The sequence below is a fragment of the Agathobaculum faecis genome (assembly GCF_014287995.1).
GTDB classification, from domain to species: domain Bacteria; phylum Bacillota; class Clostridia; order Oscillospirales; family Butyricicoccaceae; genus Agathobaculum; species Agathobaculum ammoniilyticum.
On sequence record NZ_JACOPL010000007.1, the window covers coordinates 61,358 to 82,823 of the forward strand.

The window sequence follows — 21,466 nt, forward strand, 5'->3', positions numbered from 1 at the left end:
CGCGGGACGACCGTCCCGCGGCTTTTCTGTTATTCCGTGCCGCTTTCTCCCAGCAGCTCGAGTACGTCAATCGCCGTGCCGGCGCGGGACGCCTCCACATGGACGTGGGGGTCGAGCGCCGCTTCCGCGTCGATGCTTTCCGCGCATGCGCCGAGCGCCTCGCCCGCCGTGACCGCTTGGCCGTCAACGACGCGCACGTCGGTCAGGCCGCGGTAGGTGGTGATCAGATCCGCGTCGTGCGAAAGCGTGACGCAGGTGCCGTACAGCCCGTCCTCAAAGACCTCCTGCACGGTGCCGTCGGTCAGGGCCAGCACGGTTTCGCCGGCCTCCGCGCCAAAGTCCGTGCCGGAATGGACGCGCCAGTCGCCGAACGTGGGCTGGAACAGCAGCTCGTCGCCAGAGAACGGCGTAATGACGGCGCCCGAGGTCGGCCGCACATAGACCGGCGCGGACACGGTGACTGCAGGCTCGGCCGGAGCCGGCTCCGGTTCGGCCGGCGCGTCCACCGGCTCGGTCGCCTCGTCCGCAGGCGCTTCCTCCGACATGACCGGCGTATCGTCGGACAGGTCGGGGAGGGCTTCTGTCGGAGAGATGATCGGCGTGCTTGGCGCCGAGGCTGCCTGCTCCGGTGCGGTGGAGTCCGACCAGAGCACCCATGCGGATACGGCAATGATCAGGCCGCACACGGTCAGGATGGTGTAAAAGCCGCGCGTAGAAAGGGCAGCGGTGTGTTTGGAATTATATTGTTTCATATCCCTTTACCTCCGTTGACCCAAGTATGGCCGTGGAGATAAAAAAATATACAAAAAATTTGATTTATCTGCGAGATGCACCGCTCCGGCGCGCCCTGGGAAGAGTCATATCCGCGTCAGGACCGTATCCTGGTAATAGTTGGACAGGATATCCTGGTACGTCGCGCCCTGCTCCGCGAGGTATTTCGCACCGTATTGGGAAAGGCCCACGCCGTGTCCATAGCCGATCGTGTGGAAGGTGATGCTGTCCTCGGTGGTGGTGATGGTGAAATTGGTGGAGTTCAGGCCGAACAGCTCGCGCACCGCCGTGCCTTCTACCGTCAGGCCGCCGAGCTTTACCGTGATGACGCCGCCCGCGTCTGACCGGACGGAGGCCTTGAACCAGGTGTCCGGCGCGCCGGACACCTCGGCGGAAGGAAAGCTTTCCTGAACAGTTTGACGGAAATCCTCCGCCGGTACGGTGACGGACGACTCGTATTCACTGCAGGCCGAGCCGCCGGGGCTGACCTCGCTCTGTAGGTAGGGGATATCCTCGCCCCAGACGTCGGCTGCCGCTTCGGTGCGCGGCCCGCTGACACAGTGGAAGACGGCGGCGATCGGCGCCCCGTCGTAGGTGAGGATCTCCCCCTCGGTATCCCGAACCGCCTGCCGCACGCGGGACAGGTCGCTGCCGGCGGCGGTTTCCACCGCAACGTCGCGGTAGGCTGCACAGTGGTGATAATCGTCGCAAAGGTCGGCGTCCGGATGGACGTCGGGCCGGCCGCGGGAGAGCTTATAGACCGCGTAGGTGCGCGCCGCGACCGCCTGCGCGCGGATTGCCTCGAGCGGGAAATCGTTGGATATCTCCGCGGCGACAACGCCCTCCACATAGGTTTCCAGCGGGAGCGCGGTCGGAGTCCCGTCGATTTCCACCGTGACGGTTGAATAATCTGCCGCTCCGGCGTCCGCGGCCGCGTCCACCGGCGCGGCGTCGGGGATCAAGAGCGTCTCCGGCGCCTGCCCGTCCGCAATCCCGCCAAACGACCATACCATAGGCAGCAGGTACAGGACGGAAACCAGGCCGCAGCCGGCCAGTAACAGCTTGCGCATGTCCGACGCCTCCTTTCTCTGGAACTATATGCAAAGCAATTAATTGATAGAACACCAAATATAGGTTGTTGTTGACAGAACTTCCAATATGTAGTATTATTTGAACCATAGAATACGAACAAATGTTCGATTTAATGGGAGGGCTGTTATGACGCTTCACGAGATGGCGCGGGAATACAGGTCGAATACCGCGCTGCTGGAGCTGCGTCTGCGCCAGCTTCAGGTGGCACAGCGGCGCGCGCGCCAGAAAGAGGTCAAATACCGGTTAAAGCAGCGTATCGGCTGTCTGCGCGTGCTGATCAACGAGAGCCGCAAGACAGCGTTCGTGCTGGAGCATTATTATCAAAAAGGAGGCAGGCAGAATGAGGACAAGCGGGCTGTTTGAACGCGAGGCCGACCGCGCGGCATACGAGGACTATATCGCCGCGCTGGCCGGGGACGACAGCGCGTTCCGCGCGGCGTTTCGGGAGGCGTTTTTCCGCGCCCTGAAGGAGCAACTGACCGGCAGACAGTATGAGGTGCTGTGGCTCAACGAGGTGGAAGGGCTTTCTGGAAAGGAGATCGCGTACAAACTGGGTATCAGCCAGTCGGCGGTGTCTCGGCACCTGACGCGCGGAAAGACGCGGCTGCGGCGGCTGCTGGCATATAACCTGGAGCTGCGCAATCAGAGCTTCTCTTAGGCTGTGCGAAAAGGGATTGACAAATACCGAGAGGAGGATATATAATTGTGCTATTAAAATAATACAAAGGAGCGGTGAAGCATGAACATGAAACGTTGGCTGGCAGGTTGCCTGGGCGCGGTGGTCATACTGGGCTGCCTGCCCCCTGCGGGCGCGGCAGACGACGCGGCGCAGCGGCGGCAGGAGGATCTGGACTGCTTGGTGGAGACGCTGACCACAAAGCATCCGGATTTTTACGCCAATACGACCGAACAGGCGGTCGCGGACAAAAAGGCGGAGATCGAAGCAGAGCTGGATACCGCGTCCGATCTCGATTTTGCGATCGGGCTTGCCGAACTGGCGGCGCTGGCGCATGATTCGCATACGATGCTGTCGGTCGGCAGCGCGCTTTCAGACCAGCTCAGGCAACTCGGCATGGTGCCGAAATGGTACGACGGCCGCTGGACGCTGACCGGCGGCGTGACCGACTGCCGGGCGTATATCGGGCAGGAAATCACGTCGATCAACGGCATGCCAATCGATGAGGTGACCGAGCGTCTTTCGCCCATGATAAGCTACGACAACGCGGTCGAGCAGCGCATACGGGTAGGGCAACTGCTTTATGTGGCCGATGTATTGGAACATTACGGTGTCATTGACGCGGATTCCGATATGGTTACGGTCGGCGTGCGGGATGCGGAGGGAAAAGAAACCGTGCTGCACATCCCCTGCATGACGCAGGCCGAAGCGACGGCGGCGCTGAAAGCAGGGGAATGGATCACCCGCGACATGCTGCGGAAGGACGTGCCTGTGACCGAGCCGGACCGGAGCGTTTACTACAAGCTGCTCGACCTGGGCGGTGGCACGCTGTATATGCAGTATAATAAATGCTTTGAGGATCCGAACCTGCCGATGGAGCAGTTTGCCGCCGAGGTCGAAGGAAAGCTCGCCTCCGGCAAATACACAAAGTTCATCATCGACCTGCGCAGCAACGGCGGCGGGTCGGACGGCGTGCTGTACCCGATCACCTATCTGGCACAGCAATTCCTGGCCAAGGGGAACGCTGTGTACGCGCTCGCGGGAGAGAATACTTTCTCCTCCGCGCTGATTAATACGGTGCAGCTCAAGGATATCGGCGCTGCTGTGGTCGGTACGCCGACCGGCGGCAGCGTGGATCATTTCGGTGCCGTGACCGCGTTCGAGCTGCCCAACTCCAAGTTCCGCGGCCAGTATTCCAACAAATTCATCGATCTGGGCAGCTATTATGAGGCGGCCAAGCCCTACGGCGTAGAAAGTCTCCCGCCCGATATCACGGTCGGACAGACCTTCTCGGATTACCTCAACGGCATAGATACCGCGGTGCAGTATATTCTGACGCATGACGCGGTGAAGCCGGAGCTGCGCAAGCCCGCCGTGGTTTCCGGCGCGAAAATAGAGGTGAACGGCACGCCGGTCGCGGCTGCGGCGTATGAGATCGAGGGCAGCAACTATTTCAAGCTGCGCGACCTGGCGATGGCCTTTGCGGGGACGAATACAGCGTTCAGCGTATCCTGGGACGGGGAAGCGAACCAGGTGACGATCGACGCGGGCGTTTATACGCCGGTCGGCGGCGAGCTGGAGCCGCTCAGTGGCGGCGGGCAGACCGCGACCCGCGCCACCGCGGAGGTGTATCTGCAGGATATGGGGATGCCGCTGGTCGGCAAGGCGTATGAGATCGACGGCAATCACTATTTCAAGCTACGCGACCTGTGCTTCATGCTGGGCGTGCGCGTGGAATGGGACGACGCCGCGCAGACCATCCGCATCGATACAACGAAGCCGTATATTTGAAAAAGAAAGCAATAAAAATGATCCCCCAGACGAGTCTGGGGGATCATTTTTCGTCTTCCATCGGGATACGGTCGACCAGAAGCAGCTCTCCGCCGGCGGCGCGCCAGCCCGCAAGGAAAGCCTGCTCCGCCAGGGCGCGGCTGGCGTCGCTGTCCGCAGCGGCGCCGGATTCCCTGAGGAAGCGCTGCAGGGCCTGTTCGTAAAAAGACATCGTGCCACCTCTATTTGACATTTACTGAATGTCATTGTTGCTTGCAGTATAGCACATAATAAGGCTGATGACAATTACTAAATGTCAACAGGAGGAAAAGAATGTACAAGAACCGTTTAGCAGATGGAAGCTGCAATATCTGCGGAAGAAAGGTCGCGCGGCTGCGTTCTGGCCTTTCTCCGAAAGTGTCCCAGCGCGCGTTGGCCGAACGCATGCAGTTGGAGGGCGTTGATCTGGATAAGAATGCGATACAGCGGATCGAGTGCGGCAAGCGGTTTGTCACGGATATAGAGCTGCGCGCGCTGGCCGCGATCTTCAAAGTCCCTGCAGAGGAGCTGCTGTCGGAGGAGTGACGGCGGGAAGGCCGAAACCGCAAAGGCGGTTTTGAACAAATTGAAGCAGGGAATTTTTTGTGCGCTTTGCGCATGGTCAGAAAAACGAAAGCTGTCCGCAGCCGAAGCCGCGCTGGTAGCGGCGGGTGATGTCGCGCATCCGGTAAAAGATGCCCGCTTCGTCGCAGGCGCGGGTGAAAACCGTCCAAAGCTGCCGCGCGTGCGGGCTGGCGCACTGGTAGCGTGTGCCGTAGCGCGCGATGTATTTCTGCTTCAGGCCGGGGAAGGCGCGGTCGAGCTGCTGGTAAAAGTAGGCGCGCTGGCGGTCGCGCAGGGTCAGGCCGAGCGCGGGATAGATATACGGCACGCCCGCCTCTCTGGCCCGCCGTACCAGCGTGCGGATGTTTTCCTCGGTATCGGTCAGCCACGGCAGCACAGGCATGAGCAGGATGCAGGTGGGCAGGCCCGCGTCCGACAGGCGGGCGAGCGCGTCCAGCCGCGCGGAGGGCGGGGGCGCGTGCGGCTCGATCGCGCGTGCGAGCGCGTCGCCCGCGGTGGTCACGGTCAGCTTGCACAGCACGGGCGCGGCCGCATGGATCTCGCACAGCACGTCGATGTCGCGGCAGATCAGGTCGCTTTTGGTGGCGATGGCCGCGCCGAAGCCATAGGCCGCGAGCAGTTCGAGCGCGTGCCGCGTGAGATGCTCGGTGCGCTCGAACGGGTTGTACGGATCGCTCATCGCGCCGGTGGAGACTACGCCCGGCTGCGTTTTGCGCCGCAGGTCGTCGCGGATGATGCGCAGCGCGTCCTGCTTGGCGCAGACGATGTCGAAATCGTCGTTGCGGTAGCATTCCGAGCGGCTGTCGCAGTAGATGCAGCCGTGGGAGCAGCCGCGGTAGATGTTCATATTGTAGCGCGCGCCGAACCAGCCCGCGCCGTTTTTGGTGCTGGTGACGATGGTCTTTGCCGGTATGGTCCGCATGGCCGCACCGCCTTTCCTGGGGGTTGCGCTATCATTATACCAGAAAAAACGGACAATGCGTGTCCGGATATGCTATAATAGCCGCAGGAGAATGCCCGGGCAAACGCGGAAAGGACGGTAGGGATGAAGGACCTGTTCACGATTGGGGAGATGCATAAGCTGTTCGCCGTGCCGGTGCGCACGCTGCGGTTCTATGACGAGATCGGCCTGCTCCGGCCCGAGCGGGTGGACCCGCGCACCGGCTACCGCTATTATTCCGCGGGACAGTTTGAACGGCTCAACACCATCAAATACCTGCGCGCGCTGGGCGTGTCGCTCGAGCGCATCCGCGGTTTTTTTGAAAACCGCGATACCGACGTGGTGGAACGGCTCCTGCAGGAGCAGTTGGCGGACACGCGGCGGCGGCTGGACGAGCTGCAGCGCATCGAGCGGCGGATCGGCCGGCGGCTGGATGACCTGCGGCGCGCGAGGACGGCCGAGACCGGCGTTGTGCTGCAAAAGACGCTGCCCGCCCGCGCGATCGCATTCCTGCGGCAGGAGATCCCGCGGGGCGGCGATCTGGAAACGCCGCTGGCCGAGCTGCAAAGCCATATCCGGCAGGATGCGGCGGTGTTCCTGGGCAAGGTGGGCGTATCGATCGCGCGCGAGCGGCTGTACGCGCGGCAGTTCGACCGCTACACGGGGATATTCCTGTTCGTCGAGCCGGAGGAGCAGTACGGCGGTCCCGTGCTCCACCTGCCCGCGGGCGAATGGCTGACCGTGTGCTACCGCGGCACGCATGCGCACAGCGCGCCCTCCTATGAGCTGCTGCTGGACGAGGCCGCGCGGCGCGGGTTCGAGCTGGCCGAGGACTCGGTTGAGGTGACGCACATCGACGCGGGCTTCACCAGCGATGAGACCCAGTATTTGACCGAGCTGCAGGTGCCGGTGAAAAAAAGTGAAAATACCCCTTGACCCTCCAGTTGCTGGAGGGTTTATGCTTTTCTTGCAGACAACAAGGGAGGCATATCCATGACAGAGAAAAACCTATTGACCGAGGGGCGCGTGCTGCCCGTGCTGATGCGCTTTACCGTGCCGTTCCTGATCGCCAATATCATCCAGGCGCTGTACGGCGCGGTCGATCTGGCGGTGATCGGCTGGTTCTGCGATCCCGCGAGCGTGGCCGCGGTATCGACCGGCACGCAGGTGACGCAGATTGTTACCAGCCTGATCACCGGCCTGACGCTGGGCGGCACCATCCTGGTCGGCAAATACACCGGCATGCGCGACGAGGAACAGACCTGCAAGTCCATCGGCACCACGCTGACCGTGTTCGCGGCGTTTTCCGTGGTGCTGATGCTTCTGGTGATCGGGCTGGCCTCGCCCATCCTGACCGCGCTGCAGACGCCGGAGGAGGCGTTTGTGCTGGCGCGTCAGTATGTGGTGACCTGCGGCTGGGGCATCCCGTTTATCTGCGGGTATAACGCCATCAGCGCCATCCTGCGCGGCTACGGTGACTCCCAGCGGCCGATGCTGTTCATCGCGCTGGCGTGCGTGCTCAATATCGCGGGTGACCTGCTGCTGACCGGCGTGTTCGGCTGGGGCGTGCGCGGCGTAGCGGTGGCCACGATCGCGGCGCAGGCGGTCAGCATGGTATGCGCGATCGTGTACCTGAACCGCGGGCATTTTATTTTCAAGTTTACGCTGCGCAACCTGCGCATCGACGGCGCGCGCGCCCGCGAGCTGGCGCGCGTGGGCATCCCGATCTCGTTCCAGGAGCTGATGGTGCGTATCTCCTTCCTGTACCTGACCGCGGTCGTCAACGCGCTCGGGGTGGACGCGGCCTCCGCGGTCGGCGTGGCGAGCAAGTACGACGTGTTCGCCATGCTGCCCGCGACCTCGGTCGCCTCGGCGCTGGCCGCGTTCACGGCGCAGAATTACGGCGCGCAGCGGCCGGCGCGCGTGCGGACCGCGGTGGGCGCGGGGCTGGGGTTCGCGCTGGCCGCGGCGGCGTGCTTTTTCCTGTGGGCGCAGCTTTCGCCGCAAAGCATGATCGGCCTGTTCACCCGCGACGCGGCGACCATCGCGGCGGGCGTGCCGTTCTTCCGCGCCTGCTCGTTCGACTACCTGATGGTGACGTTTGTGTTCTGTCTAAACGGGTATCTGAACGGCCGCTCCAAAACGCTGTTCACCATGTTCTCCTGCTGCTTCGGCGCGCTGTGCGTGCGCATCCCGCTGCTGTATCTGGTGCAGACCTACCGCCCTGACAGTCTGTTTCTGCTCGGCTGCGTCGCGCCGCTGGTCTCGGGCGTGATGGCGGTATACACCATCGCGTACACTGTGCGGCAGTTCCGACTTGACCTGCGCCCCGCCTTGTGCTAAACAAAAAGGGGCCGGCGCGTAAGGGGACCATCCGGCCGGCATACGAAAAAGAGACAGGCGTCGGCCTGTCTCTTTTTCTGGTTCTGCGCAAAAAAGAACGCGACTTCAGGCCGCGCTATTGCACCGCCCCGTCGCGTGTCTTAGCAATAAATAAAAAACGGCTTCGAGCGAGAACATCTCAAAAAAGCTGTCCACCGAAGATGTTAAAATTATAGCGCCAGGAAATTTTGAAAGCAAGATGAAAAACTGACAAAAACGCGTTTACAATTTATTCATAATTGTTCATTTCGACAAAACTTACAAAGAAAAGTGTAAAAATGCGGTAAGGTGAATAAAAAGATAGAAAATACTTTACAAAACCGCAAACGCATGATATGATAATTGTACTTTCGCCCCGCGCTTAGCCGACGGACAACCGGACACGTTCCTACCGTGTCCATTTCACCATGCCGCGGCCCGGCCTGTGGGTAAGTAAAAATCTATCAACGAAAGGTGAAACGTCACATGATCCGCAAGGAAGACAAGACTGCCGTTATCGAGGCAAACCGCACGCACGCGACCGACACCGGTTCTCCGGAAGTCCAGATCGCGATTCTGACCGCGCGCATTCAGGAGCTTACCGAGCATCTGAAGGTCCACAAGAAGGACAACCATTCCCGCCGCGGCCTGCTCAAGATGGTCGGCCAGCGCCGCTCCATGCTTGCATACCTGCAGAAGAAGGACATCAACCGCTACCGTGCGCTGATCGCCAAGCTCGGCATTCGTAAGTAAGTGAAACAAGGAAATAGGGGAGCAGTCTGCTCCCCTGTTTCTGTATTTTATAGGAAGGCGGCCAATCCGCTTTTTAGCAGTTGAAGGAGCGCCGAAGCACGTGCTTCGCCCCTGCTTCAAGTGCTAACAAAGCAAAAAGCCGCCCTCCGTCAAACAAAAAGGAGGAAAAATAATGGCAAATATCAATCCCTTTGAGTTTAAGAATTACCGCGTTTTCGAAACCGAGATCGCCGGCCGCAAGCTGACCGTCGAAACCGGTAAGATGGCGCAGCTCGCCAACGGCTCTTGCCTGGTGCGCTACGGCGAAACCGCGGTGCTCGTCACCGCGACCGCGTCGGCCAAGCCGCGCGACGGCATCGACTTCTTCCCGCTTTCCGTGGACTTTGAGGAGCGCCTGTACGCAGTCGGCCGCATCCCGGGCAGCTTCATGCGCCGCGAGGGCCGTCCGAGCGAAAAGGCGATTCTCGCCTCCCGCCAGATCGACCGCCCGATGCGCCCGCTATTCCCCAAGGATCTCAGAAACGATGTGTCCATCGTCTGCACCGTGCTGGAAAACGACTATGACAACTCCCCCGAGGTCGTCGCCCTGCTGGGCGCGTCCATCGCGGTGTCCATTTCGGACATCCCGTTCGATTATGTTGTAGCGGGCTGCCAGGTCGGCATCGTGGACGGCCGGACGGTCATCAACCCGACCAGCGAGCAGCGCAAGGTTTCCGAGATGGACGTGACCCTGTGCGCCACCAAGGATAAGATCGTTATGATCGAGGCGGGCGCGAAGGAAGTACCCGAGGACGACATGTTCAACGCCCTGATGGAAGCGCACGAGGAACTGAAAAAGATCTGCGCATTCATCCAGGGGATCAAGGACGAAATCGGTAAGCCCAAGTTCGAGTACGAGCATCACGATATTGACCACGACCTGTTTGACAAGCTCGAGGCCGCGGTAAGCGACAAGTTCGAGGTCGCGATGGACACGGACGACAAGACCGTCCGCGACGCGGGCGTACGCGCGATCGTAGACGAGTTCGAGGCCGGCCTTTCCGATGAGTACAAGGAGGAGCACGGCGCCAACCTTGCGGAGTGTGTGGACAAGCTGCAGAAGAAGATCGTGCGCCGCTGGTTGGCGAACGGCAAGCGCGTGGATGGCCGAGGTATGGAGGAAGTCCGTCCGCTGGCGGCCGAGGTACACGTTCTGCCGCGCGTACACGGCTCGGGCATGTTCACCCGCGGCCAGACCCAGGTGCTGACGCTTTGCACGCTGGGTACGCTGGGCGACGCGCAGGAGCTGGACACCATCTTTGAAGAGACTGAAAAGCGCTATATCCACCACTACAATTTCCCGTCCTTCTCGGTCGGCGAAACCCGCCCGTCCCGCGGCCCGGGCCGCCGCGAGATCGGCCACGGCGCGCTCGCAGAGCGTGCGCTGCTGCCGGTCATTCCGCCCGTGAGCGAGTTTCCGTACGCGCTGCGCTTGGTATCCGAGGTCATTTCGTCCAACGGCTCGACCTCGCAGGGCTCGGTGTGCGGCTCTACCCTCGCGCTGATGGACGCGGGCGTGCCGATCACCGCGCCGGTTGCAGGTATTTCCTGCGGCCTCATCACCGACGGCGGCCAGGAGACCACTTTTACCGATATTCAGGGCGTGGAGGACTTCTACGGCGATATGGACTTTAAGGTTGCCGGCACCAAGAAGGGCATCACCGCGATTCAGGTAGATATCAAGGTGGACGGCCTGACTCCGAACATCATCAAGCAGGCGTTCGAGAAGTGCCGCGTTGCCCGTTACGGCATTTTGGATGAAATCATGCTCAAGGCGATCGACAAGCCGCGCGCGGACGTATCCGACTGGGCACCCAAGATGACCACTATGCACATCCATCCGGATAAGATCCGAGAGGTTATCGGCAAGGGCGGCAGCGTGATCCAGAACATCGTTGCCGAGTCGGGAGCCAAGGTCGATATCGAGGACGACGGCACGGTCACTATCGCGGCGGTCAAGGCGGCTGACGCGGAAAAGGCCAGAAAGATGATCGAAGCCATCGTCAAGGAGCCGGAGCCGGGCGAAATCTACTACGGCAAGGTTGTGCGCCTGATGAACTTCGGCGCGTTCGTCAATCTGCTGCCAGGCAAGGACGGTATGGTGCATATCTCCAAGATGGCCGACCACCGCATTGAAAAGGTGGAGGACGCGGTCAAGGAAGGCGATATGGTCTGGGTCAAGGTTATGGAGATCGACGACAAGGGCCGTGTCAACCTGTCGATGAAGGATGTTAAGGAAGAGGAAAAGATTAAGTAAGCCTGCTTCCCGCATCCTGTGAAAAAAGGGCTTTGGAACCATTGGGTTCCGAAGCCCTTTTTTGTATGCCGTTTTATCCAAGCAGCGCGCGTGCGAGGGGATACAGCCGATCGAGCGCGCAGCCGTAGGAGCCGCATTCCCGTTTCGCCTGCCGGACGGCGTCGATGGGCGCGGCGCGGTCGCCCGCCCCCATCCTCGAGCCGTTCGAGAAGGAACACATTGGCGGTATCCGCATCCGGACAACAGAAGCGTGCAGTGCCGGACGGCTCGCATGGAAGCGCGCCGCCGTAGCGCAGGATATCGGCGTACAGAAACGCAGCATGCATGGCCAGCGGGCAGATGCACCCACGTTCGGTGTCAAAATCAAAGCTGTCGCCCGGCTGGTGGCCGCCTCTGCGGTCACGGAGATGCGGGTACGGGGACACCCCGCGGTGTCATACCTCCCCGAAGAAACGGCGGATTTCGGCCTCGGCGCTTTCCGGAGCGTCCGAGCCGTGGATCACGTTATAGGTGGTCGAGCTGGCGAAGTCGCCGCGGATGGTGCCGGGCAGGGCATCCTCGTTTCGGGTGGGACCCATCAGGGTGCGCATCCCCTGGATGACGTTTTCGCCCTCCACGATCATAGCCAGAACCGGCCCGTTTGTCATATAGTCCACCGTAGATGGGAAAAAGGGCTTGTCAGCAATGTGCGCGTAATGCTCCCGAAGAATCGGTTCGTCCAGCTGCATGGTCTTCATGCGGGTGATGCGGTAGCCCTTGCGTTCGATGCGCGCAAGGATTTCACCGGCAATGCCGCGCTGCAGCGCGTCCGGCTTGAGCATAATATAGGTCCGTTCCATAAAACCGCCTGCTTTCCTGTTTTTTATTTCGTGCCGCTGCCCTTAGTATAACACAGGCTCGGCTAAAAACAATCCCCTTTTGCTTACAGGGAAACATAGTCCGGCTCGTGCCGCAGGGCGGGCAGGATGCGGCCTGTCAGGTCGGCGGTCGCGATGCGCAGGGAAGATGTGTTCCGGCAGGGATGGCAGGCGAAGAATTCCGGCTGCAGGACATCACGGTCGATTACCAGACGGACACGGTTTTCCGTGTCGTTCAGCAGGCCGAGAACCGAAACCGAGCCGGGCGTCACGCCGAGCAGCTCGTGCATGGGTTCCTCCCCCGCGAAGGAAAGGCGGGAGCAGCCGAGCTGGCCGGTCAGGTCCTTGGTATGGAACGGCTTGTTCCCAGGCATCAGCAGCAGGTAGAACTGGGTCTTTTGGCGGTTGCACAAAAACAGGTTTTTGCAGATTTCCGCGCCAAGCAGCGCTTCAACCGCGGCGCAGGCCTCGATGGAGGGCGTTTCGCTGTGGTCGGCGCGGCGGTAGGGTACACCCAGCCCGTCAAGGAAATCATAACAGGCGGCTTCAGCCGCGCTTCGGCTGGAGCAGTCGGATGGACGTCCGTCATACAGGGTAGGGTCAAGGGTGAATTCGTTCATATCAAAGACTCCTATTAGTATTATTAGATAAAAGTATTACTTTTTGAATTCAGCGCTTATCAGGGCTTCCGCCGTGCGAAAGGATGCGGAGCACGGGGACGGTCAAAAAAATGGAAAGCACAAAAGAGCAGATATCGCTGGCCGGCTGGCAGAGCTGCACGCCGAACAGCTCCCAGAACAGGGGCAGCACCAGTGCGAACGGGATGAAGAACAGGCCCTGACGCGCCGCGGCGACGATACTGGCCCGCATGGTCATGGCGATGTTCTGCAACAGCATGTTGCACATGGTCACCCACCCGACCAGAGGGAAAGAGATACATTGCAGCCGTAACGTGAGCGCGCCGATGCGGATGACCTCGGGGTCGTCCGCGCGGAAAATGGCGATGATCTGCGGTGCGCATACCCAGCCAGCCACGGCTAACCCGAGTAATACGAGGAAAGACGACTTGACGCAGAACCAGAACCCGCGTGTGACACGGTCGTATTTACGCGCGCCATAGTTATAGCCGCAGACCGGCTGAAAGCCCTGGCCGAAGCCGATCATAGCCGAGCCCGCAAACTGGGAAACGCGCGTGACGATGCTCATAGCGGCGATAGCTGCGTCGCCGTAGGGACGGGCCGCCGTGTTCAGGCAGGTGACCGCGATGGATGCCAGCCCTTGGCGGCACAGACTGGGCAGGCCGCCGCCCATCAGGGCAACAAAACGGTCAATACTGGGTGCAAACTGGCGTAGCCGGATTTGTACGCCGCGCGACTGACGGATGCCGAGCAATAGAAGAAAAAAGCTGATTAACTGACTCAAGATGGTCGCATAAGCTGCGCCGCTGATGCCTAAATCAAAAACAAAGATGAATAGGGGGTCAAGAGCGATATTAAGGATGCCGCCTGATACGAGGCCGATCATGGCATAGGTTGCATTCCCTTGCTGACGCAGTTGGTTATTGAGTACTAGTGCGGCCATCATGTACGGCGCCCCAAACAGAATAATCTGCATGTAGTCAAGTGCATAGGGATAAATGGTGTCAGTAGCACCGAGCAGATGGCAAAGAGGGCTGCGCAGTAACAGACCAAGCATAAGAATCACAAAACCAGTGAAGATCGAGAGGAAGAAACCGGTCGCGGCCATGCGTTCAGCTTCTTCCTGCTGTTGTGCACCAAGTTGCCGAGAAATATAGGTGCCAGAGCCTTGGCCATAGAAGAAGCCGATTGACTGGATCAGTGCCATCAGCGGGAACACTACACCGACCGCGCCGGTCGCACTCGTACCTAATTGGCCGACAAAAAACGTGTCCGCCATGTTATAGATCGAGGTAATCAACATGCTTATAATGGTTGGAACAGCCAGCTTACAGATCAACGGTTCGAGTGGCGCTTCAGTCATTTCGTGAAAGCGGCGCTCCTGTGCTTCATTGGTAGAATGCTTTGTCATGATCCTGCTCCTCCATTTCTTTAACTATTTGGCAAAGCCATTCAATTATCTGCTCATAGCTTTCTACCGGCGACGCGAGTGGGGATTGGAAAAAGCCCGCTGCGGCGAGCGCGCAGTAGCCATGCAGCGCGCTGCGAATTGTGCGCGAGAGATGGATGCGCCGGTCATCCGGCAGGCGGCAGGGCGCCAGCACGCGGTTGAACAGGTCCATAAAGGCATGCTTGCGTTCGACCAAGCTGGGGTCGGAAAAGCGCGGCAGCGAAACCATGGCGCGGTAAAGCTGCGGCTGTTCGCGGGCGAAAGTACGATAGGCGGTGGCAAGGGCGCGCAGCCCCTCCGCGCCGGTTCTGCCTGCCATAGCGGTTTCGAGCGTGTCCATCAGGCGGTCGAGCGCGCATTCGGCCAGCCGGGCGTTCAGCTCGGGCAGGCCCTGTAGGTGGTTGTACAATGAGGCGGTCTTGACGCCAAGCGTCTCCGCCAGCTCGCGCAGGGTGAGATTTTCCGCCCCTTTTTGCTCGGCGAGTGCGGCGGCTGTGTCGATGATCGCCTCCCGACTGAGTCCTTTTCGCGGCATATACATTCCTCCAAACTAACGGCGTTAGTTTTCTATATCTTCAGCATAACCGAAAGGGATGCGTTTGTCAAGCATGCGCGAGGGAGGAAAAAGGCTTGACATATATCGATTGTCTACATATAATAAACATATCGAATATCGATATATGGGAGGATGGAATCATGGCAATCGACAAAAGCCTGCTGGCAGGCAGTACGGGGCTTCTGATCCTGCGTCTGCTGGAGGAGGGCGACCTGTACGGCTACCAGATGATCGAGCGCCTGCGCGAGCGGTCGGACGACACCTTTTCCCTCAAGGCGGGTACGCTGTACCCGCTGTTGCACACATTGGAGGTGCAGGGGCTGGTGCGCTCCTACGAGCGGGCAGCGGACGGTGCGCGCGTGCGTAAGTATTACCGCCTGACCGACCTGGGGCATACCCGTCTGGCGGAAAAGACCGAGGAGTGGCGGCGGTTTTCCGGCGCGGTCGAGCGTGTGCTGAAGGGGGGAGAAAGCCATGCGTTTGCCTGAATGCATGCGGCGGCAGATGATCCGTCTGCTGGAGTGCGACGCGGCTGAGCGCGCGCAGACCTCCGCAGAGCTGGACTCGCTGTCCGCGGATTATGACGAGCCGCCGCTGCCTGAAGCCTTGCATGACTGGCTGAACGATGCGACTGGACAGATGCGTTGGAAGCGGGCGCGTCCGGTTGCGGCAGAGGAGCTGACCGACCACCTGAGAGACCAGTACGAAGCCTTCCGGTCCGAAGGCATGGGAGAGGACGAAGCCGCGCAGGCAACCATCCGCGAAATGGGCGACGCGGTGGAGGCCGGCACACGGCTGGATAGCGCGTGGCGGCCGCGGCCGGACTGGGTGATGCTGGTGATCGTGCTGGCAACAACGGCGGCGGGGCTGGCGCTCCAGTACATCCTGCGGCAGCCGTTTTGCGCATGGATGGGGATACCACCGGAGAACAGCCTGGCAAACCAGTTCTTTTATTTTGCGATCGGCACTGGGCTGCTGTTTTTGGGGTATTTTATGGATTACACCATACTGGGGCGGCATATCCGTCTGCTGTATGCGCTGTGGCTGGCGGTCGGACTGTTTTTGGCGTTCAGCCCGTGGCGCGTGGAATATAACGGACGGCTTTTCTACACGGCACAGTGGATATGGTTTTTTCCGGTGCTGTTCGCGGGCGTGCTGTACAGCCAGCGCGGCAGGGGGGCGGAGGGCGTCCGCAACTGCCTGCTGAGCCTGCTCGGTATGTGGTTTCTGGCGTATATCACGCCGTATATGTCGGCCCTTGGCATATTGACCGTGGTCTGCTGCGGGATGCTGGTGATGGCGGTGCGGCGCGGCGCGTTCGGCAGGTGTACCAGGGGCAGGCTCGTATTGGCGGTATCGCCGCTGCTGGCCCTGCTGGGATATTTCCTGTTTCTGCTGTATGCCGTACCGCATGTGCGGGAGCGCTTGGCGTTGGTGTTCCATCCGCAGGCGGATGCGTCAGTAGCAGGCTATCAGGGCTCCGCGATCCAGTACATCATGTTCGGCATCCCGTTTGCGGGCAGTGGAACGATTGACGGCGCACAGTGGATCAAGCTGGACGGTGCGGGCGATTGGATGCTGCTGTCGGTCAAATACCTTTGGGGTTGGACGGCCGTTTTCCTGCTTTTAGCAGCGGTTTTGCTGCTGCTTGCATGGGGCTTCCGCATTGCGCGGCGGCAGAACGGCCTGCTCGCGCGCAGCGTGTGCATGGGCGTGATGTTCACTTTTGCGCTGCAGGCCGCGCTGTATGTGCTGCAAAACTGCGGCATCATCGTGTTCGCGTCCCACGGCCTGCCGCTGCTGTCTTACGGCGGCATATATCTGTGCCAGACCATGCTGCTGCTCGGCCTACTGCTCTCCGCACAGCGGTCGGGCGGGCTGGAACGCGCGGAACAACAGCGGCCCGCGCTGCGGAAAACGGCCGGTTCCGTGCGGTAAAGTCTGCGCGATTATAGTAAAATAGCCGCAAAGCGGCTATTTTACGTTTATTTTACTTCCGATTCCCGTTTGTGTTCCCAAAGCAGAATGAGGATTCATATATTTTCGCCATTGCTTCGGCGGTCAATTTCTCACGGTGTTTTATTTTCCTGACCGGCCGCTTCTCTCTGCTTGCAGGCATGGAAAATGGCAGTCGATTTTTTCGGCTGTCCTTGTGGCTGGATTATTTAGTTTTGTTGTATATTGTTCGAAAAATAGGGAGTTGCATTATTCTATAATGTTCTCTATATAGCTATAATCAATTCTTCCCTTTATGACAGAATAGAAAAATAGGTCTTTCCGAATAGTGTCAACGGAATTGATGATAAAGTTGTTCCAACCATCTGCTTCATTGCCATTAGATAAGTAAATTGTCATCTTAAAACCATATCCTGTATAGCCAACAGGGGGGTTTTGTTCTCTTTACTTCAATATCATTCAAGTCATCAATACTATATTGAAATTGCCCTTTATCTTCAATATGTGTCCCGTTTCCGCTATTACCATTAAAAACAACAATTTCCATAACTTCTTTAGGGTCTAAATTCATCAAGTCAATTGGAGCATTATACCACGCGGCAACCCCTAAAATCAGAATGAGTACGCCTGCTAAAGATATGGATACTTCCTTTTTCATATTCGCTCGGACCTCTTTATCAAATTCGGATTTGCCGCTCTGTTTTTAGAAAAGGTATAGTACAAGATTATGAGCCGGTCCATATCGCTTCATCCTGCCGGCCGCTGTGGTATAATAGGGACAGCCTGCAACCAGGCTGCCCTTTTCTTTGCCAAAAAAAATTTTCTCCCGCTGTCAGGAATGGCGCACACCATTCGTATTGTAGGTGAAGCGACGTTGCTGACACAGCCGGTCGGCTGTTCCCAAAGGAGTTGATAAACCCATGAGACAATTCGATCAGGAAGAGGCCGAACGGCTGGTGAACGCCTATTCCGACCTGATCCTGCGGCTTTCTTATACCTACCTGAAATCCACGCACGACGCGGAGGACATCTGCCAGACCGTATTCCTCAAGCTGCTGACGGGCGGGCAGGCCTTCGACAGCCCCGCGCACGAAAAGGCGTGGATCATTCGGGCAGCCGCTAACGCCTGCAAGGACCTGCTGCGCAGCGCAGGGCGGCGGCGCACGGTGGGGCTGGAGGCCGTGGCGGAGGCGCCGGCGCCAGAATCGCCGGAATCCTGCGTGCTGGACGCGGTGATGGCGCTGCCGGATAAATACCGCGAGGCGGTGTATCTGTATTATTACGAGGGCTATTCCGCGAGAGAGATCGGCGCGCTGCTCGGCCGCAGCGAAGCGGCGGTGAACGCGCACCTGAGCCGCGGCCGGAACAGGCTGCGTACCATGTTGGGAGGCGAATGTTGTGAACACGGAGTATAATGATAACAGAGAGTATAAAAACGCGCTCGACGGGCTGCGTTTTTCCGAGGAGGCAAAGGCAAGGATGGCAAAGAGACTGATGGATACCATGGAGCGGCCGGAACAGGCGCCTGAGACGCGGCGGCGCGTCCGCCGCATGCCGCGCATCGCTGTGATCGGCGTGGCGGCGGCGCTGGCGCTGGGTGTGGGCGCGAGCGCGACCGGCGTACTCAAAACCGCGGGCGAGGCGTTCGCGGGCGTGTTTGGTCCCACGGCGGATACCGAGATTATCGACAAGATCGGCCGGCCGGTCGGCGCGAGCGACACGGATAATGGCGTGACCGTCACCGCGGACGCCATTATCGGCGACAAGTACCACTACGCGGTCACCTATTCGATCGAAAAGAAGGACGGCGCTGCCTTTGATATTGACCTGACCGATACTGTGGGCGAGGGCCTGCTGCCGATGGGCTTTGCCGACGGGGATACCTCGCTGATGGGCTATTTCGGCGGCGCGCACGGCGGCTCGTACTTTTACGACGCCGATCCGGCGGACAACGCGATCCAGTATGTAGAAACGCGCGAGATCAGCGACGGCGAGGTGCGCGGCCACGCGGTGCGGGCGAAGTTCAGCGATCTGTGCGTGTATGCGGAGAACGATACGGGCGAGCTTGAGCGCCGCGTCATTGCCGAGGGCGACTGGTCGCTCAAGTTCAACCTGGATTTTGAGGATACCTCGGTCAGCCTGCCCGCGGGGCAGACATTCGAGCTGAACGGCATGAACGCCGTGATCGACGAGATCACGCTGTCCCCGCTGGCGCTGCGCGTGGACTACACGGTGGACAGCACGGTGCAGTGGGATGAAAACGCGCAGTCCGGCCGGCAGAGCGAGCATGATAGCGCGCAGATGCACAAATATTTTGAAAGCGTGCAGATCCTGGTGAACAGGAAGGATGGCGCCAGCATCGACCTGTCCAATGCGGGCGGCAGCATCCGTCCCGAGGGCGGCAAGACCGTCTGCCAGAAGGGTGATATTTTCACCGAGATCATCCCGATTGAGGAGATCGCGTCGCTCACGGTCGCCGGTATGGAGATACCGGTGCAGTAACAGGATACCGCCGGAAAGGGGCTGCATTGATGCGGCCCCTTTTGTGTTTGCCCCAACGCATCGGGTGTGTTATAATAAAAGACAATCCCGATCTGGAAAGGAAATGAGCCATGGCCCCCACCTCTGTACTGCTCCCCGAGGGCGAGCTGCGCGTCGCGCGCTGCGATATGCTGGACAAGCTGATCGCGGTCGGCGATGGAGACGCGGCGCTCCTTTATCTTTATATTCTGCGGCACGGCGGCGCGGCGGACGCGAAAGTGGCCGCGCGGGTGCTGCACCTATCCGGAGAGCGGTATGAACGCGCGGCGTTCACTTTGAACCAGCTCACCGCGCCGGTGCAGGTGTCGGAGACGGACAAGCCTGCGGATGCGCCGCAGTATACGACGGACGAGTTGCGCCGCGCGCGCATGGACGACCACCGCTTCGCGGCCGTCTGCGAGAGCGCGGAGGCCACGCTCGGCCGGACGCTGACCGAGGGGCAGCTCCGCTGCCTGTTGACCGCATACGATCATTTGGGGCTGGACGCGGGGGCGATCATTGAACTGCTGTCCTATCTGAAAAAGGAGAAAGGCACGGTGCGCCTGGCCGATATCAAGCGCGAGGCTTACCAGTGGGCGGATATGGGGATCGTGACCGCGCCGGACGCGCAGCAATACCTGGCGCGTAGGGTGAACGAAAAGCCGCTCAGCGACGCGGTCTATCGGGCGCTTGGCGCCGACCCCGCGCAGCCCGCGCCCAAGGAGCAGCGCGTCTGCCGGTTCGCGCTGGCGCACGGCTTCCCGCCGGAGGCGGTCGAGTTGGCCGTGCGCCGCACGGACAGGCACCAGGGCCGCAGGAGTTTGGATTATACGCTCGGCATCCTGCGCAAGTGGGACGCGGGCGGGGTACATACGGTCAGCGAGATCACCGCGCTCGAACCGGAAGCGCGCGCGGTGGTCGGCCAGACCACCGCCCAGCCGACCGATAGCGCCACACTGGCCGCGTGGGAGCAGGATTGGGCCGCGCGCGTGCGCAGCCACCGCCGCAAAACGGAGGAATAATCTATGGCATATGATAAAAAGGTCCTCGCCGCCGCCCGCCGCGAGCTGGAGCGCGACCGCGCCGCCCGTGCGGGCGAGCTGGAGGCGCGTCGGCGCGAGATATACGCCCGCGAGCCGCGCGTCCGCGCGATCGACCGCGAGCTGGGTACGACCGCCGCGGCCGTACTCAGGGCCGCGCTCGAATCCGGCGGCGATCCCTCTGCCGCGATTGAACAGTTGCGCGTCCGAAACCTTGCCCTGCAGGAGGAACGGGCTGCGCTGCTGCAACAACTCGGCCTGCCGGCTGATTACCTGACGGACAAGCCGATGTGCGCGGCCTGCGGGGACACGGGCTACGCGGGCAGCGCGGTCTGCGCCTGCGTGCGGGAGCGGTACGCCCGTCTCCTCAAAGAGCGGCTGTCCGATATCCTGCCGATCCAGGACCAGAATTTTGCAAAATTCAATATGGCGTATTATTCCACCCGTCCGGATGCGCGGCTTGGCCTGTCCCCGCGCGAAAATATGGAATATAACCTGGACGAATGTAAGGCATACGCGGCGCGGTTCGGAAAGGATTCCCCCAACCTGCTGCTGTACGGCTCGACCGGCCTGGGCAAGACGTTTTTATCCACCTGCATTGCGGAGGCCGTGTCCGCGCGCGGCTTTTCTGTGGCGTATGACACGGCGATCAACATTGTCGCGGCCTATGAAACGATCAAATTCGGCAACGGCGACGGGGAGGCCGCCGCAGAGCGCGCGGCGCGATATGAGCGCGCGGACCTGCTGATTATCGATGACATGGGGACCGAAATGGGGACGGCGTTCACGGTTTCCGCGCTGTACAACCTGATCAATAACCGCCTGATGGCTAAGCGGCCGATGATCGTCAACACCAACCTTCTGCCGGAAACGCTGGGCGAGAAGTATTCGCCCGCCGTAGCCTCCCGCCTGCTGGGGGAATTTATGGCGCTGCGCTTTTTTGGGGACGACATCCGCCTGCTGAAAAAGAAAATGTAAACAATTCTTTCACAGGACGTTCAAATTCTGTTCATATATTCGCGGGGGAAATGGGGTATACTAAGCATGTCGATAAGGGAAGCCGCAATCCCGAATCGACAAGCAGCCTACCGATCTTTTATTTCTCTTTTACCCCCCTTTATTTTGTGAAATGACCGAAAAAGCCCTGGTTCCGTTTCCCCCATGGA

Annotated in this window: 24 protein-coding genes and 1 pseudogene; 14 read left to right on the forward strand and 11 right to left on the reverse strand. The window is 60.1% G+C overall.

What is annotated here, in order from left to right:
- Positions 1-29: 29 nt before the first annotated feature.
- Positions 30-752 (reverse strand): M23 family metallopeptidase, encoded by a 723-nt coding sequence (locus tag H8S45_RS08605; RefSeq protein ID WP_054327503.1) that lies wholly within the window; start codon positions 750-752, stop codon positions 30-32.
- A 105-nt stretch (positions 753-857) separates the two neighbouring features.
- A complete protein-coding gene (gene spoIID, locus H8S45_RS08610; protein ID WP_054327502.1) occupies positions 858-1,841 on the reverse strand; it encodes a stage II sporulation protein D in 984 nt (327 codons plus the stop codon).
- Between the two features lie 148 nt (positions 1,842-1,989).
- On the opposite strand from spoIID, the gene H8S45_RS08615 reads away from it, so the two are divergent.
- From H8S45_RS08615 to H8S45_RS08625, 3 genes are all read left to right on the forward strand, one after another.
- On the forward strand, positions 1,990-2,226 hold the full coding sequence (locus H8S45_RS08615; protein ID WP_054327501.1) for a hypothetical protein: 237 nt from the start codon (positions 1,990-1,992) through the stop codon (positions 2,224-2,226).
- Complete coding sequence (locus tag H8S45_RS08620; RefSeq protein ID WP_054327500.1) at positions 2,204-2,521, forward strand: RNA polymerase sigma factor; 318 nt, start codon at positions 2,204-2,206, stop codon at positions 2,519-2,521. Before H8S45_RS08615 ends, H8S45_RS08620 begins: the two co-directional genes overlap by 23 nt.
- An 81-nt stretch (positions 2,522-2,602) precedes the next feature.
- Complete coding sequence (locus H8S45_RS08625; protein WP_147574183.1) at positions 2,603-4,330, forward strand: S41 family peptidase; 1,728 nt, start codon at positions 2,603-2,605, stop codon at positions 4,328-4,330.
- A gap of 43 nt (positions 4,331-4,373) precedes the next feature.
- On the opposite strand, the gene H8S45_RS08630 is transcribed toward H8S45_RS08625, so the two are convergent.
- On the reverse strand, positions 4,374-4,541 hold the full coding sequence (locus H8S45_RS08630; protein ID WP_186949948.1) for a hypothetical protein: 168 nt from the start codon (positions 4,539-4,541) through the stop codon (positions 4,374-4,376).
- Between the two features lie 101 nt (positions 4,542-4,642).
- On the opposite strand from H8S45_RS08630, the gene H8S45_RS08635 reads away from it, so the two are divergent.
- Positions 4,643-4,894, forward strand: a complete 252-nt coding sequence (locus tag H8S45_RS08635) for a helix-turn-helix domain-containing protein (protein ID WP_054327498.1) — start codon at positions 4,643-4,645, stop codon at positions 4,892-4,894.
- Between the two features lie 76 nt (positions 4,895-4,970).
- Here H8S45_RS08635 and H8S45_RS08640 read toward each other — a convergent pair whose 3' ends face one another.
- Positions 4,971-5,855: an SPL family radical SAM protein gene (locus tag H8S45_RS08640; protein ID WP_186949950.1), complete on the reverse strand. Its 885-nt coding sequence runs from the start codon at positions 5,853-5,855 to the stop codon at positions 4,971-4,973.
- A gap of 123 nt (positions 5,856-5,978) precedes the next feature.
- Here H8S45_RS08640 and H8S45_RS08645 point away from each other — a divergent pair, with 123 nt between their 5' ends.
- From H8S45_RS08645 to H8S45_RS08660, 4 genes are all read left to right on the forward strand, one after another.
- Entirely contained in the window at positions 5,979-6,809 is an 831-nt protein-coding gene (locus tag H8S45_RS08645) for a MerR family transcriptional regulator (RefSeq protein ID WP_186949953.1), read from the forward strand.
- A gap of 57 nt (positions 6,810-6,866) precedes the next feature.
- Entirely contained in the window at positions 6,867-8,216 is a 1,350-nt protein-coding gene (locus H8S45_RS08650) for an MATE family efflux transporter (RefSeq protein ID WP_186949955.1), read from the forward strand.
- Positions 8,217-8,720: 504 nt separating this feature from the next.
- Complete coding sequence (gene rpsO / locus H8S45_RS08655) at positions 8,721-8,987, forward strand: 30S ribosomal protein S15 (protein ID WP_031476090.1); 267 nt, start codon at positions 8,721-8,723, stop codon at positions 8,985-8,987.
- Between the two features lie 172 nt (positions 8,988-9,159).
- Positions 9,160-11,283 (forward strand): polyribonucleotide nucleotidyltransferase, encoded by a 2,124-nt coding sequence (locus H8S45_RS08660; RefSeq protein WP_054327496.1) that lies wholly within the window; start codon positions 9,160-9,162, stop codon positions 11,281-11,283.
- A 73-nt stretch (positions 11,284-11,356) separates the two neighbouring features.
- Here H8S45_RS08660 and H8S45_RS08665 read toward each other — a convergent pair whose 3' ends face one another.
- The 6 genes and pseudogenes from H8S45_RS08665 to H8S45_RS08690 form a co-directional block, all read right to left on the reverse strand.
- The gene (locus H8S45_RS08665) at positions 11,357-11,503 is read right to left on the reverse strand and encodes a hypothetical protein (RefSeq protein ID WP_186949994.1); all 147 of its coding nucleotides are present in this window, start codon (positions 11,501-11,503) and stop codon (positions 11,357-11,359) included.
- A gap of 34 nt (positions 11,504-11,537) precedes the next feature.
- Positions 11,538-11,708: pseudogene (locus H8S45_RS08670) on the reverse strand (hypothetical protein); the annotation flags it as partial.
- Positions 11,709-11,717: 9 nt separating this feature from the next.
- Positions 11,718-12,122: a nucleoside-diphosphate kinase gene (ndk, locus tag H8S45_RS08675; protein ID WP_054327495.1), complete on the reverse strand. Its 405-nt coding sequence runs from the start codon at positions 12,120-12,122 to the stop codon at positions 11,718-11,720.
- A gap of 83 nt (positions 12,123-12,205) precedes the next feature.
- Positions 12,206-12,760: a prolyl-tRNA synthetase associated domain-containing protein gene (locus H8S45_RS08680; RefSeq protein ID WP_147574186.1), complete on the reverse strand. Its 555-nt coding sequence runs from the start codon at positions 12,758-12,760 to the stop codon at positions 12,206-12,208.
- A gap of 49 nt (positions 12,761-12,809) precedes the next feature.
- A complete protein-coding gene (locus tag H8S45_RS08685; protein WP_054327494.1) occupies positions 12,810-14,189 on the reverse strand; it encodes an MATE family efflux transporter in 1,380 nt (459 codons plus the stop codon).
- Positions 14,167-14,763: a TetR/AcrR family transcriptional regulator gene (locus H8S45_RS08690; protein ID WP_054327493.1), complete on the reverse strand. Its 597-nt coding sequence runs from the start codon at positions 14,761-14,763 to the stop codon at positions 14,167-14,169. The genes H8S45_RS08685 and H8S45_RS08690 overlap by 23 nt, the downstream gene beginning before the upstream one ends.
- Before the next feature lie 161 nt (positions 14,764-14,924).
- On the opposite strand from H8S45_RS08690, the gene H8S45_RS08695 reads away from it, so the two are divergent.
- Both H8S45_RS08695 and H8S45_RS08700 read left to right on the forward strand, forming a co-directional pair.
- Positions 14,925-15,272, forward strand: a complete 348-nt coding sequence (locus H8S45_RS08695) for a PadR family transcriptional regulator (RefSeq protein ID WP_082397169.1) — start codon at positions 14,925-14,927, stop codon at positions 15,270-15,272.
- Entirely contained in the window at positions 15,259-16,722 is a 1,464-nt protein-coding gene (locus H8S45_RS08700; protein ID WP_054327491.1) for a permease prefix domain 1-containing protein, read from the forward strand. The genes H8S45_RS08695 and H8S45_RS08700 overlap by 14 nt, the downstream gene beginning before the upstream one ends.
- A gap of 418 nt (positions 16,723-17,140) precedes the next feature.
- On the opposite strand, the gene H8S45_RS16305 is transcribed toward H8S45_RS08700, so the two are convergent.
- Entirely contained in the window at positions 17,141-17,398 is a 258-nt protein-coding gene (locus H8S45_RS16305; protein ID WP_243182424.1) for a hypothetical protein, read from the reverse strand.
- A 262-nt stretch (positions 17,399-17,660) separates the two neighbouring features.
- On the opposite strand from H8S45_RS16305, the gene H8S45_RS08710 reads away from it, so the two are divergent.
- From H8S45_RS08710 to H8S45_RS08725, 4 genes are all read left to right on the forward strand, one after another.
- Positions 17,661-18,155 carry an RNA polymerase sigma factor gene (locus tag H8S45_RS08710; protein ID WP_054327490.1) on the forward strand — a complete coding sequence of 165 codons (495 nt, stop codon included), beginning with the start codon at positions 17,661-17,663 and terminating at the stop codon, positions 18,153-18,155.
- Positions 18,139-19,242 carry a DUF4179 domain-containing protein gene (locus H8S45_RS08715; RefSeq protein WP_054327489.1) on the forward strand — a complete coding sequence of 368 codons (1,104 nt, stop codon included), beginning with the start codon at positions 18,139-18,141 and terminating at the stop codon, positions 19,240-19,242. The genes H8S45_RS08710 and H8S45_RS08715 overlap by 17 nt, the downstream gene beginning before the upstream one ends.
- 110 nt (positions 19,243-19,352) lie before the next feature.
- Entirely contained in the window at positions 19,353-20,282 is a 930-nt protein-coding gene (locus H8S45_RS08720; RefSeq protein ID WP_054327488.1) for a DnaD domain-containing protein, read from the forward strand.
- A 3-nt stretch (positions 20,283-20,285) separates the two neighbouring features.
- Entirely contained in the window at positions 20,286-21,278 is a 993-nt protein-coding gene (locus tag H8S45_RS08725) for an ATP-binding protein (protein WP_054327487.1), read from the forward strand.
- The last annotated feature ends 188 nt before the right edge of the window (positions 21,279-21,466 follow it).

Excerpts from the sequence above, each read along its gene's own strand:
- H8S45_RS08695 (WP_082397169.1), top strand. The coding sequence starts at position 14,925 with ATGGCAATCGACAAAAGCCTGCTGGCAGGCAGTACGGGGCTTCTGATC.
- H8S45_RS08680 (WP_147574186.1), bottom strand. The coding sequence starts at position 12,760 with ATGAACGAATTCACCCTTGACCCTACCCTGTATGACGGACGTCCATCC.
- spoIID (WP_054327502.1), bottom strand. The coding sequence starts at position 1,841 with ATGCGCAAGCTGTTACTGGCCGGCTGCGGCCTGGTTTCCGTCCTGTAC.
- H8S45_RS08720 (WP_054327488.1), top strand. The coding sequence starts at position 19,353 with ATGGCCCCCACCTCTGTACTGCTCCCCGAGGGCGAGCTGCGCGTCGCG.
- H8S45_RS08630 (WP_186949948.1), bottom strand. The coding sequence starts at position 4,541 with ATGTCTTTTTACGAACAGGCCCTGCAGCGCTTCCTCAGGGAATCCGGC.
- H8S45_RS08660 (WP_054327496.1), top strand. The coding sequence starts at position 9,160 with ATGGCAAATATCAATCCCTTTGAGTTTAAGAATTACCGCGTTTTCGAA.
- H8S45_RS08635 (WP_054327498.1), top strand. The coding sequence starts at position 4,643 with ATGTACAAGAACCGTTTAGCAGATGGAAGCTGCAATATCTGCGGAAGA.
- H8S45_RS08605 (WP_054327503.1), bottom strand. The coding sequence starts at position 752 with ATGAAACAATATAATTCCAAACACACCGCTGCCCTTTCTACGCGCGGC.
- H8S45_RS08650 (WP_186949955.1), top strand. The coding sequence starts at position 6,867 with ATGACAGAGAAAAACCTATTGACCGAGGGGCGCGTGCTGCCCGTGCTG.
- ndk (WP_054327495.1), bottom strand. The coding sequence starts at position 12,122 with ATGGAACGGACCTATATTATGCTCAAGCCGGACGCGCTGCAGCGCGGC.
- H8S45_RS08665 (WP_186949994.1), bottom strand. The coding sequence starts at position 11,503 with ATGTGTTCCTTCTCGAACGGCTCGAGGATGGGGGCGGGCGACCGCGCC.
- H8S45_RS08700 (WP_054327491.1), top strand. The coding sequence starts at position 15,259 with ATGCGTTTGCCTGAATGCATGCGGCGGCAGATGATCCGTCTGCTGGAG.
- H8S45_RS08645 (WP_186949953.1), top strand. The coding sequence starts at position 5,979 with ATGAAGGACCTGTTCACGATTGGGGAGATGCATAAGCTGTTCGCCGTG.
- H8S45_RS16305 (WP_243182424.1), bottom strand. The coding sequence starts at position 17,398 with ATGAAAAAGGAAGTATCCATATCTTTAGCAGGCGTACTCATTCTGATT.
- H8S45_RS08690 (WP_054327493.1), bottom strand. The coding sequence starts at position 14,763 with ATGCCGCGAAAAGGACTCAGTCGGGAGGCGATCATCGACACAGCCGCC.
- H8S45_RS08620 (WP_054327500.1), top strand. The coding sequence starts at position 2,204 with ATGAGGACAAGCGGGCTGTTTGAACGCGAGGCCGACCGCGCGGCATAC.
- rpsO (WP_031476090.1), top strand. The coding sequence starts at position 8,721 with ATGATCCGCAAGGAAGACAAGACTGCCGTTATCGAGGCAAACCGCACG.
- H8S45_RS08725 (WP_054327487.1), top strand. The coding sequence starts at position 20,286 with ATGGCATATGATAAAAAGGTCCTCGCCGCCGCCCGCCGCGAGCTGGAG.
- H8S45_RS08615 (WP_054327501.1), top strand. The coding sequence starts at position 1,990 with ATGACGCTTCACGAGATGGCGCGGGAATACAGGTCGAATACCGCGCTG.
- H8S45_RS08685 (WP_054327494.1), bottom strand. The coding sequence starts at position 14,189 with ATGACAAAGCATTCTACCAATGAAGCACAGGAGCGCCGCTTTCACGAA.
- H8S45_RS08710 (WP_054327490.1), top strand. The coding sequence starts at position 17,661 with ATGAGACAATTCGATCAGGAAGAGGCCGAACGGCTGGTGAACGCCTAT.
- H8S45_RS08640 (WP_186949950.1), bottom strand. The coding sequence starts at position 5,855 with ATGCGGACCATACCGGCAAAGACCATCGTCACCAGCACCAAAAACGGC.
- H8S45_RS08625 (WP_147574183.1), top strand. The coding sequence starts at position 2,603 with ATGAACATGAAACGTTGGCTGGCAGGTTGCCTGGGCGCGGTGGTCATA.